Source organism: Vibrio sp. B4-6 (genome assembly GCF_963888245.1).
Lineage (GTDB): Bacteria > Pseudomonadota > Gammaproteobacteria > Enterobacterales > Vibrionaceae > Vibrio > Vibrio anguillarum.
In genome coordinates this window covers 560889-572497 of record NZ_CAWPIM010000011.1, presented here as the reverse complement: position 1 = coordinate 572497, position 11609 = coordinate 560889, and the positions used below count along the sequence as shown (strand labels likewise).

Sequence of the window (11609 nt, the reverse complement as noted above, 5' to 3'; positions counted from 1 at the left end):
CAGATTCTGTCTTAATTGACTTTGCTGCTTCACGAGCAAAAGCTTCGAGTGCTTTCTTATCCATATTGTCCATCCTTAGCCTTTAAGGCTTAAGTTTAGACAGTTACACAGAATTCAGGACACTCTCCAGAAGTGACTCGTGCTAATAAGTCAGAAAGTAATCAGCAAAACTACATAGCATATTACAAGGCCGTACAGCCTGTTAAAAATGTAGATTTGCTTGAAGTACTAATAGCTCATAGTGATTTTACCCCTGATGAACCAGTGCTTTACTCGACTCACATTCCTTCAACAAATCTTATAATGCTTTCTACTAAAGTTGATGGAGAAGATTTTATTCAGGGGCCATTCTCTTACGATTCGACAGCTCAGGGTGAAGATGGTTACAAACTTATTTTGAGCTACCCATCAACACCTTTACCAGGAAAAAGTATCGGTGCTCACTTGATTGGTCGCCTACCCAAAGCACAATGTATAGACCAACTTGTTGAGATAACGTTCGGGGAACGTCTAACAACATTTTTAACCAATGCACCTGACTTTCTAAGTAAACTAACGCATAAAAATTACGTAGATATAATGGACTCTGAAACATTGCTTCGTAGCTATGTTGAGACATTGCTGAAAGATTCAGTCTTTCGTTCTTCTGGAGGACGACTAACTAAAAAGGGTATTGAATTATTACGAAATAATGTCAAAAACGGCAGGCAATTCGAGAAAGATCGACCACGATATCTTCGTACCGTAGGGTTACTCGCTGAAGCAGCCGAGTTTGATGCGAATATGACGAAACTTAAAGATGAACTGCTATCTATGCCTGAAGGGCAAAGGTTCTTAGAGGAGTTTCTCAACAAAAACGAGTCAGAATTCTATGAAAAGTACCGAGCTAATCACCTCCAACAGATCGAGCAAGATGCTAATACAAAGCGAATAGAAGTTGAACGCTTAGAAAGGAAGAGACAGACTCTTCTTGATGAACTCAAGACCATAGCACAGCAACGAAGTGAAAAAGAAGATGAACTTCGACAGATGGAAGAAAAGAAGAAAACAGAGCTTGAGGAACGAGTATTGCACGAGCTTAAGCGCCGCCACGCTGAGCTTCAAAAAGAAATTGGCGATAGAGAAACACTCTTATCAGAATTGAAGTCTCAGTATTCAGAGTATAAAACTTACCAAGAGTTACTAGATGCAATAGAACAAAAAAGAAGTGATTATCGCTCGGTAGATAGAATGATACAGGATAGTGAAAACTCTCTTGATAACTTAAAAACTCAAATAAAAGAATCTTCAGCAAAACTTACCGAACAGTTTGTAAACATAAAAGCTGGTTTTGAGGCTATGACACAATCTAATAAAGTCTCAAATACCAAATGGAATTTTCGTTCTCCTCAGATAAAACGTCTTGAAACAAGTAATACGGTAAAAGCACAACAAGAATATATTGAACGTTTAGACGAAGCTCTTTGTAGTTATGGTAGACACCTCGATACAGAGCAGTTAGTAAACCTTGTTACGACAATTGCTCAAAGCCAATTTACTATTTGCTCTGGCTTGCCAGGGACTGGGAAAACGAGCTTAATTAAGCGACTTGGTCAAGCAATGAATCTGGGGTACAGGCAACATACTATCTCAGTGTCTAGGGGGTGGATGTCATCTAACGATATTTTAGGATACTACAATGGTCTTTCTCACAGTTATCAACCAGCCGCTACTGGCTTGTGGGAGCTACTGTTAACAATGCAGGATGAAAAGCCTGATGAAGTATCTCCTTCAATATTGCTTCTCGATGAAATGAACCTTAGCTCTCCAGAGCACTACTTTAGTAGCTTCTTGGACTTAGCTGATGGAGAAAGCAGAAGAGAGATTTTCACTGGGTATCCAAATAAAGAGCGCCTAATTGTACCTGAGTACCTTCGTTTTGTCGGGACAATTAACAGTGACGAGACCGTACAACCTTTATCGCCACGTATGCTTGATAGAGCGGCAGTGATACCTTTTGATAATCTGATTAGTGATGCGTATTTTGAAAGTGCAGCTCACCAGAATGAAGAGCCGATGGAGCCAATATCTGCAAAAGATTGGCTATCTCTATTTGAAGGGAAAGGCTCGATACTTTCTGGAGAGCCTCAATCAATATTTAATGAAATAGTAAGTATTCTTGAAGATGAGCATGAAGAATTGGGTAAGCGAGTGCTTATTTCCTACAGAAAACGTCGTCTCATAGCAGATTTTGTAGATGTTGCTGGTTCTTTATTAGTCGAATATGAAGGGCCAATTACAGCCTTGGATAGAGCTATTCTTCAGCATGTATTGCCAAGTTTAAGTGGTTATGGTGGTGGTTTTGCCGAAAGGTTAAGTAGATTACATCAAGCATTGAAGAAATATGGTCTCGATATGTCAGCAAAATGTCTACGTAAAATCATTCTTGAGGGTGACGAAGCGCTTAACAGCTATCGCTATGTAGCTTAAGAGGGGCAAAGAATGTTGGATTTAACTATTGAAGTTGGTTCTGGACGTACATTTGAAAGCTATGATTGTGAACTTATAAGGCAAGGTGAAGCTGTTCATGGTGGTTGGTCAATACCTGAAGATGCGCAGATAGGTATTCAGTTAGTCACAACAGATAAAGCATTTAGCTTTGGAGAGCCGAAACTATATATCGGAGATGTTCTTCATGAGTTTGCACTAACTTCATCAAATGATGGTAAGCGCTACTGGAGCGTATTATTTGACGAAGATGATTTTTTTGGTGTGCCATTTCGTAATTTTGTAGGAAGAAGTGAGATTATTCTTACTTTTCAAAGCGCTGATATCCGCATTAGAAATTTTGTCGATATACAGGCAAATGTGGTGAATGCTGAGTTAGCTGAGGGGATGCTGACGTACTTAAATACCCATTACGACAGCATAGTATCTATCTGCTTTTCACGTTCAAAAATTAGTGGAGACACAGGAAAAGGAGATGAGGACTCATTAAATCGCTTAATCGAAGAAGCACAAAGTGGCATTGAACTATGTGAGTCCGTTTGGCCTGAACTTTTATCTAGAATTAGGGAGCGATGGGAGACACAGCTAAAGCCACAATCAAACTCACTGCCAAATTCACCAGAAGGCATAGCTTGGCTCACTCAAAATCCAGAGGGTATTCATTTTTGTAATCAAGAGGAACAGATGTTTAAACTTGGTTGCTATCCCGTAAGAGTCTCAAAAGGGGTCCGTGAAAACGTGATTCATAATCGAGACCTGCTGGAAAATAGGATTATTCATGGTTACTTAGCACACCTTGAACAAAAACTCAGCCAAGCTAGAGCTTCATTGGTGGAAAAACCTGTTGAAAAAGGTCGCAGAGGACCCAATTTTGATTTCGGCGAATATGTAAGTTTAGATTACATACTAAACAAGTATCGGACTCCTATTTTAATGGGGTTAGCTCATCGACTGGAGAATCTTATCTCTCGGGTAAAGTTATTGCGTAAGAGGTTTAGTTCCAAAGTTGAAATGCCAAAAAACTTAAAACCCATTCCTCCATGCGTGACACCATTTGTGGCTCGAACACCGAGTTATTTGAGAGTGTATGAGAAAATATCCAAGTGGTATGACTTTGGTAAGGTGAAGATCGGTGTTGGCGATTTACTCTTTGGCTTGCGTCATTTGAGCACCCTGTATGAATTTACTGTATTAACTCAATTGATTTCAGCTTTAGGTAAAACGGGTTTATCACTAATAGATAGTAGTTGGAGAGATTACAATGATGCCAAATTCGGAGGAGAGGAAAAGGCAAGGCCTGTTAGTGAAATTAACAATTATTTTCACTTTTCAGACCCATCAAGAAAAATGGAGATAGAGCTTTTTTATGAGCCTAAAATCTGGACAAAACACAAAGCCCAATGTGGTGATCCTGTAGATGTATGTATAGAGCACCAAGGTAAAGATTGGCAGCATAGAAAGCCAGATTATTTGTTGCGAGTATGGTTTGAAGGAGTTATTGAACCAGTTTTGATAATCATTGATGCTAAATTTTCATCAGCTTATCGAGTTAAACATGAGAAATTGCCAGAACTTGTCAACAAGTATCTACTTGGACTACATCAAAAAAAGGCCGATGGAGGCTACGGACAACTACCAATTCAAGCTGTTTGGGCTATTTATCCTAAAGGTAAAGCCGAAAAAATAGACTTTTATGCTTCTTATCATTCCTTAGGTGGCAGAGATTGTATTTTGCCATCATTGGGAGGACTTAGAGTTAAACCTGATGAAGAAGACCGACTGGTAAGAATGCTAGATAAGCTGCTAAAACAATTAGAAAACGAGTTTCGTAAAGCTGAGTCTGTACCGCATATTCGAGAGATACCAGAACTTCAAATTGCATAAACTTAACAGAAAGCTTTAGTGAGAGCTGGAGCTTTCGCTATGCTTTCTGTTTTTGGAACGCTAGATTTGTTGCGCTCAACTCAACCAGCTTTAAGAATCAAGTTACACGACTTAGCTATACCACTACTAATTCATTGAATGCTAATTTAGCAAAGTCATTGACTCGTTTTTGTCCAATTATGCTCTAGAGCGGAAGCTGACAACTGTTCTGTTCCTCCCCCTTTCAGGGGGAGGTTAGGAGGGGGTTAAAGAGCGTCAGCAACAAAACCTCCCCCTTCAAGAAGAGGGAATCAGTTTGTCCAAAAACGATAATCAAACGTGATGGCCCTACGCTATCAACGTGCGTAATGTCTGTTTTCTTCCTTAAAAGGTAAAGGAACTCAATGCTTCTTAGAGCTCTCTAGCAACTTAATTTCGCTTCACGCTTTGGCTCTTTTAACGATGACGAAAATGGCCCATTCGATAGAAAAGAAGCGAACAGAGCAGCAAGCCGCAGCCGAAAATCTTATTCGCTGGCATCGATTCATCATAAATCAGCACGCTCAGAACCAGTGTCCAGATTGGCTCAAGCAGCATTAATATCGCCGCATTGGTGGGGTTGGCGTGCTTTTGACCTACGGTTTGCATCAAATACCGCAAACTGGTGGCGAGTAATACGCTCAGAGCAAGCCACTTCCACGTCATCAAACTTATTTGATCTGGCCATGACTCAAACAGTAAAGAGAGTAATACCCCAAGGCAGCCGCCAACAAACAGTTGTAATGTAGTGAGCAACATCGGCGGCAGATTAGCCGAAAAACGACTGTTAAAGTTAAAATGCAATGCCAGGCTAAAGGCCGCAGCCATAAACCACAGCTGGCTAGTCGCGACGACCCACTCCCCGTTCCACGACAGTAAAAAAAGCCCAATCAGTGCAATGGGTAGCGACAACCAAAATGCGCGCGCCGGTTTAGTGCCAAACAGCGGCCATGCTAATAACGGAACAAACAGCATAGAGAGGCTCATGATGAATGCGCCCTCGCCTAGCGTGTCGCTAATGGAAATCGCGAGGATCCAGCAAAAAATCGAGCCACCTAGCAACACGCCCACACTCATCGATTTTAAACAATCGTGCAGTGAAGCTTGGCGCAGCGCTTTAAGACAAAATGGCAGTAGGCACAGCGACGCTAAAAGAAAACGCACGCCAATAAAGCCAAAAGGCGGTAGGCCTTGAATGGCTTGTTTGGAAAACACCCAGCCCGCAGCGGCCAATAAGGTCGTGATAACTAAAATTAATTCTGCGCGTCGGTTTGCGTACATAGCTTGGCTTATCGTGAAATGAGTAGGAGAACAATTGTAACGAGATTTTTGATCGCGCGTTACTCTCGATTACTTTTATCGTTAATGGTCGGAGGTGCGCATAAAAGGAGAAGACGGCTTACCGAAGCAAGCCGTTGTTCTTAAAGAAAATAGAAAGGGTTATAGCGCTTTCACCAATTCCGCAATTCCCTGCCAATCACCTTTATCCATTAGATCTGTCGGTACCATCCACGTACCGCCACACGCCACTACGGATTTAATCGACAAATAATCTTGAACGTTACTTGGGCTAACGCCACCTGTTGGCATGAAATTGACCGGATAAACCGCCGTCAATGCTTTGAGCATCGCCACGCCACCGGAAGGCTCAGCTGGGAAGAATTTCAATGTGCACAAACCCATTTCCATCGCTTGCTCAACCAAACTTGGGTTGTTGACGCCCGGAACAATTGCCACATGACGCTGTTGGCAATATCTCACCGTGGTTGGGTTAAAACCGGGGCTGACTACAAAATCCACGCCCGCCTCAATGGCTTGATCTACTTGCGCCGTGGTCAGTACTGTCCCTGCGCCAATCAGCATCTCTGGGTAGGCGGCACGCATCAAACGAATCGATTCTGCAGCCGCTTCTGTTCTAAAGGTCACTTCCGCGCATGGCAACCCATTTTCAACCAATACTTTGGCCAAAGGGACCGCTTGGCTAGCATCATTAATCGCAATCACAGGGACGATTTTGATTTCTTTCAATCGTTGTTCAAGAGTTTTCATTTCATAACCTTATAGTAAAACGCTTTTTATAATAAGAAACTTAGGACAGCGACAATCACAAACGCGATGCTACCAAGCAGTGTTTCCATCACAGTCCAAGTTTTGAGTGTGGTTTTCTCATCCATTTCCATCAAGCGAGAAACCAGCCAGAAGCCTGAGTCATTAAAGTGAGATAGTACCGTTGCACCACCAGCAATCGCAATCACGATAAAACATAAATCCAACTCACTCAAACCCGTGGTTTGTGCCACAATTGGCGCAATCAAAGCGGCGGTGGTGGTTAATGCAACGGTGGCAGAGCCTTGCGCTACACGTAAGCAAGTTGCGATAACAAACGCCGCGACTATGATAGGCATGCCTGTATCGGATAACACGTCGGCCAATGCTTGGCCAATGCCACTGGCGCGCAACACACCACCAAACATGCCGCCCGCACCTGTCACAAGAATTACCGCACATATAGGCGCTAACGAGTCACTGCACAGTTTTTCCAGCTTGTTCATTCCAAAATCTTTGGCAAACACCAGTAAACAAGTTAGCAGAGTCAACAACAGTGCCACCGGGGTTTTACCCAACATGCGTAAGAATTCAACCAATGGCGCTTTGCCGTCAATCACGCCTGCTACCGCAAGGGTATTAAGACCTGTATCCATAAAAATGAGCAGCACAGGCATCACTAAAATCGCTAACACCGTGGCAAATTTTGGCAATTTATTTTCATCAATAATTTGCTCGGTATTAAAAAACGCTTTAGAGAGTGGAATATCAAATTTCTTACCCGCATACAGGCCAAAGAGGTAAGCGCCAAAATACCAAGTAGGAATCGCGACCAAGATACCAACAATCAGCAACAGACCAAGATCAGCACCTAAAAGATCTGAAGCCGCAACTGGCCCAGGATGAGGCGGCACAAAGGCATGCATCACGGCAAAAGCACCGGCTGAAGGTAGCGCGTATTTCAATGGTGAGCCACCAAAGCGCTTCGCTACACTAAAGATGATCGGCATCATCACGATCAATCCCGCATCAAAGAAGATGGGAAAACCAAACAGTAATGAAGCAATACCCAGTGCAAACGGCGCTTTTTCTTCACCAAAGCGGCCTATCAAGGTATCGGCCAGCACTTTAGCACCGCCCGTCACTTCTAAAATTTTGCCAATCATCGCACCTAAGCCGACCAGCAAAGCAACGGACGCTAGGGTTCCACCAAAACCAGACATCATGGTTGGGACCACTTTTTCCGCCGCAACGCCGGTGGCAATTGCAGTGCCGAGGCTGACTAAGGTTAATGAAGCGAAGGCGTGTATCTTCAACTTCATGATTAAAATCAGTAGTGCTGCAATCGCACATCCCGCGATTGCTAATAGGTAAGCAGGGTTACTGCTTTGAGTCATCAATTCCATGTTCTTCACCTTATATCACGTATTGTTTTGTTTGTGTTTCAGTTCACAAATCTCTAAGTTACGGGTAACATGTTACCGATAACATGGATAAGATAAAGTCATATTTCCAAGTGAATTTAAAAAATGAGATCCAGCTCAGAATACCACTCAAGGAGTCCGTATGACTGGTAGTAGCATTATTGTAATGGGCGTATGCGCCTGCGGAAAAAGTACTGTAGGCGCGAAACTGGCCCAGAAATTAGGGGCGAAATTCATCGACGGTGACGACCTTCATCCAAAAGCCAATATTCTCAAAATGGCAGGCGGAGAGCCGCTAAATGATGACGATCGCAAACCTTGGTTAGAGCGCATCCGTGACGCGGCTTTTAGCTTAGAGAGTAAAAATGAGCACGGCGTGATTGTTTGCTCTGCGTTGAAAAAAACCTACCGCGATCAAATCCGTGACGGTAACCAAAATGTGACCTTTCTCTTTCTCGATGGCAGTTTTGATTTAATCATGAAGCGCATGCAAGCGCGTAAAGGCCACTTTATGAAAGCGAACATGGTGGAAAGCCAGTTCAATACGTTAGAGCGCCCCGACAACGAAGTGAAAGTCGCTATCGTTGATATCGATACGGATATTGATGAGGTTGTAGAGCGCGCCCTAGTGGCATTGCGCGAGCTCACTTTAGATGGTCAAAAGGTGTCAGCATGAGTACAGCCTTAAACCCAACCATCACAGCCGTCACCGAACGAATTATTCAACGCAGCCGTACTTTGCGTGATGAGTTTCTCAACCGCGCCAAGGCACAGCAGCACAGTGGCAAGGGTAAAGCGTCACTCTCTTGTGGTAATTTGGCTCATGCCGTCGCCGCCTCTTGCTCTCAAGAAAAAGCGCACATTCTCGATTTAACGCGTTCTAACTTAGCCATTATCACAGCATACAACGACATGCTTAGCGCGCACCAAGTGTATAAAGATTACCCTGAGCAAATCAAAAAAGTGCTCGCCCCATTTGGCCACACGGCTCAAGTTGCTGGCGGCGTTCCTGCGATGTGTGATGGCGTAACGCAAGGCCAAGCAGGCATGGATATGTCGTTGTTCTCACGCGATTTGATTGCACAAGCCACGGCATTTTCACTCAGCCACAATATGTTTGATGGCACATTACTGCTCGGTATTTGCGATAAAATTGCGCCCGGACAACTGATGGGCGCGCTGGCGTTTGCGCACCTACCAACGGCTTTTATTCCCGCAGGGCCAATGTCCACTGGCATTACTAATGATGAGAAAGTCGATGTTCGCCAAAAACACGCGGCAGGTTTGGTTGATGATAGCGCGCTGCTGAATATGGAGTGCGCTTCGTATCACTCCCCGGGCACTTGCACTTTCTACGGCACCGCCAATACCAACCAATTAGTGTTTGAGGCGATGGGTTTAATGCTGGCAGGGTCAGCGTTTGTCGCTCCCTTTTCCCCACTGCGCCTTGCATTGACGCAACATGCCGCAATCCGCCTTGCCGCCATGAGCGATGGCACGGCGCATTTCCGTCCACTTTATGAGGTGGTGACCGAAAAAAGCGTGGTCAACGGCTTGGTGGCTTTGCTCGCCTCTGGTGGCAGTTCAAACCATACCATTCATTTACTGGCTGTTGCTCGCGCGGCGGGTATTGTGCTGACTTGGCAAGATATCAGTGATCTATCTGACGTCGTTCCTCTTGTGGTGAATGTTTACCCCAATGGTTCGGCGGATATCAATGAATTTGAGCTCGCAGGCGGCGTACCCATGTTGATGACGCGTCTGCATCAAGCGCAATTACTTCACAGCGACGTAAAACCCGTGTTTGGTGAATTTGCAGATCAGCTAAAATCACCGCAATTAGTGGGCCATACGTTAGAGTGGCAAGCGTGTACTCAAACTAAAAACCCCTCGGTAATCGCCCTACCTGATAAGGTATTTCAGCGCTCTGGTGGCATTAAAGTGTTATCGGGTAACCTTGGGCAAGCGGTGATCAAAGTCTCTGCCGTGGCTGAGCAACATCGCATTGTTGAAGCGCCCGCCAAAGTGTTCGCTTGCCAACATCAGGTTGAGCAGGCGTATCAACGCGGCGAGCTCAATCAAGATTGCGTGGTTGTAGTCCGCTTCAATGGGCCAGCAGCCAATGGCATGCCTGAGCTGCATAAGTTAATGCCGATTTTGGGCAACTTACAAAAAGCGGGCTATCAGGTTGCGTTAGTGACCGATGGTCGTTTGTCCGGCGCTTCTGGCAAAATTCCTGCGGCTATTCACGTCTCACCGGAAGCATTAAGAGGCGGCGCAATTGCGCTTATTGAAGAGGGAGATAGGATCCGCGTCGATGCGGTGACAGGCCGATTAGAGAACTTAACGCCAACCGAAGGCCGCGATATCGCCACTTGTGATACTGAACTCACACAGCAAACTTGGGGGCGCGATCTGTTTAAAGTGTGTCGAGATAATGTCTCTGCCGCCAATCAAGGGGCTTCGTTCCTCTACCCAAATTGATACAACATGAGTTTGATGTAGCCATTGAAGTGACAAACCCAACCACTTCAATGGCTGAATAACAAGCTGACTACAGGCTCTCGCCATCGGTGACACTAAAGCCTAAGTCGAACACTTTCTGCTCAATCACTTCACCAGCCAGTGCGGACAATAATAGCTCAGCACTTTTCTTGCCAATCTCAAACCGAGGCGTTTCTACACTGGTTAGCTTTGGCGAAATCGCTTGACCTATATCGAGCGCGTTATACCCCACGATTGCAATATCTTGAGGAATCTTCAGCCCTCGATGTGCACACTTCATCATGGCACCAATTGCAATGTCATCATTAGTACAGAAGATGCCATTGATCTCTGGCCTCTCTTCTAGGGCTTGTTCGAGTAAATCACCGCCGAGAGTAAAACTTGAATGCTCTTGAGTTAGGATATGAACTGCGGTTAAGCCTGCATCTTGCATTGCACGATCATAGCCATTCATCCGCAACTGCGTTCGAGTATCAAGACGCGCACCGAGATAGGCAATATGCTGTTTGCCACTGTCGATCATCTGCGTCACCACATGATACGAGGCCTGTTCGTGATCCAACCCCACCGCCATATTGATCGGCTTGTCTGGCAGCTCCATCGTTTCAACCACTGGCACACCCGCCGCTTTTAGCATTTGGATGGTACGTTCGGAGTGGTGCGTTTCGGTCAAAATAAGACCATCGACTTGATACGACAGCAACGAGGCAATTTTTTCCTCCTCCTCTTGTACGTTATAACCAAAGTGGGCAATAAGTGTATCGTAACCTCTTGCTTTGGTTACCGACTCAATCCCTTGAACTAAATTGGCAAACACTTGGTTTGACAAGGAAGGCAGAAGAATACCAATCGCCTTACTTGACGATTTCGACAACATCGCCGGGGCGCGATTTTGTATATAACCTAATTCTTCAATCACTGCGGCAATTTTTTCTTGGGTTGCCAATGCGACCGAATTGGGGTCGCGTAGAAAACGGGAAACGGTCATTTTCGTCACCCCCACGCGGTCTGCGATATCTTGCAGGGTAGGCCTAGTTTTACGTTGCATACTGCTCATTTTTATTCTGTTTTCCAACTGAATGTTACCGTAACATTAAACCTCATGACGACTGTGCATTTCAATCTTTATATCACCTCGCTAAGCTCATACACACAGAGGCAATGGCGTAATTTGTGTGACCAACTCGCACAATTATCAACAAACTCATTAATAATCCCTAAAATGGGCTTGCTTTCTTGCCTCCT

8 protein-coding genes are annotated in these 11609 nt (G+C 44.6%); 4 read left to right on the top strand and 4 right to left on the bottom strand.

Going from position 1 to position 11609, the window contains the following annotated elements; translation table 11 throughout:
• Positions 1 to 132: 132 nt before the first annotated feature.
• Both AACV20_RS05620 and AACV20_RS05615 read left to right on the top strand, forming a co-directional pair.
• Positions 133 to 2469 carry an AAA family ATPase gene (locus AACV20_RS05620; RefSeq protein WP_170907017.1) on the top strand — a complete coding sequence of 779 codons (2337 nt, stop codon included), beginning with the start codon at positions 133 to 135 and terminating at the stop codon, positions 2467 to 2469.
• Positions 2470 to 2481: 12 nt separating this feature from the next.
• On the top strand, positions 2482 to 4371 hold the full coding sequence (locus tag AACV20_RS05615) for a nuclease domain-containing protein (protein ID WP_170907016.1): 1890 nt from the start codon (positions 2482 to 2484) through the stop codon (positions 4369 to 4371).
• Positions 4372 to 4806: 435 nt separating this feature from the next.
• On the opposite strand, the gene AACV20_RS05610 is transcribed toward AACV20_RS05615, so the two are convergent.
• From AACV20_RS05610 to AACV20_RS05600, 3 genes are all read right to left on the bottom strand, one after another.
• Positions 4807 to 5670, bottom strand: coding sequence for a DMT family transporter (locus AACV20_RS05610; protein ID WP_170907015.1), 864 nt, complete (start codon positions 5668 to 5670; stop codon positions 4807 to 4809).
• A 159-nt stretch (positions 5671 to 5829) separates the two neighbouring features.
• Positions 5830 to 6438 (bottom strand): bifunctional 4-hydroxy-2-oxoglutarate aldolase/2-dehydro-3-deoxy-phosphogluconate aldolase, encoded by a 609-nt coding sequence (locus AACV20_RS05605; protein WP_170907014.1) that lies wholly within the window; start codon positions 6436 to 6438, stop codon positions 5830 to 5832.
• A gap of 26 nt (positions 6439 to 6464) precedes the next feature.
• Positions 6465 to 7841: a GntP family permease gene (locus AACV20_RS05600; protein WP_026027816.1), complete on the bottom strand. Its 1377-nt coding sequence runs from the start codon at positions 7839 to 7841 to the stop codon at positions 6465 to 6467.
• Between the two features lie 160 nt (positions 7842 to 8001).
• Between AACV20_RS05600 and AACV20_RS05595 the strand changes: the two genes are divergently transcribed.
• Positions 8002 to 8535: a gluconokinase gene (locus AACV20_RS05595; protein ID WP_013856467.1), complete on the top strand. Its 534-nt coding sequence runs from the start codon at positions 8002 to 8004 to the stop codon at positions 8533 to 8535.
• Positions 8532 to 10343, top strand: a complete 1812-nt coding sequence (gene edd, locus AACV20_RS05590; protein WP_094125134.1) for a phosphogluconate dehydratase — start codon at positions 8532 to 8534, stop codon at positions 10341 to 10343. The genes AACV20_RS05595 and edd overlap by 4 nt, the downstream gene beginning before the upstream one ends.
• Before the next feature lie 70 nt (positions 10344 to 10413).
• Here the strand turns inward: edd and AACV20_RS05585 are convergent, their stop codons facing one another.
• On the bottom strand, positions 10414 to 11421 hold the full coding sequence (locus AACV20_RS05585; RefSeq protein ID WP_026027817.1) for a substrate-binding domain-containing protein: 1008 nt from the start codon (positions 11419 to 11421) through the stop codon (positions 10414 to 10416).
• Positions 11422 to 11609 lie beyond the last annotated feature (188 nt).

Coding starts and splice junctions, on each gene's coding strand:
- AACV20_RS05615 (WP_170907016.1), top strand. CDS start 2,482: ATGTTGGATTTAACTATTGAAGTTGGTTCTGGACGTACATTTGAAAGC.
- AACV20_RS05610 (WP_170907015.1), bottom strand. CDS start 5,670: ATGTACGCAAACCGACGCGCAGAATTAATTTTAGTTATCACGACCTTA.
- AACV20_RS05605 (WP_170907014.1), bottom strand. CDS start 6,438: ATGAAAACTCTTGAACAACGATTGAAAGAAATCAAAATCGTCCCTGTG.
- AACV20_RS05600 (WP_026027816.1), bottom strand. CDS start 7,841: ATGGAATTGATGACTCAAAGCAGTAACCCTGCTTACCTATTAGCAATC.
- AACV20_RS05595 (WP_013856467.1), top strand. CDS start 8,002: ATGACTGGTAGTAGCATTATTGTAATGGGCGTATGCGCCTGCGGAAAA.
- edd (WP_094125134.1), top strand. CDS start 8,532: ATGAGTACAGCCTTAAACCCAACCATCACAGCCGTCACCGAACGAATT.
- AACV20_RS05585 (WP_026027817.1), bottom strand. CDS start 11,421: ATGAGCAGTATGCAACGTAAAACTAGGCCTACCCTGCAAGATATCGCA.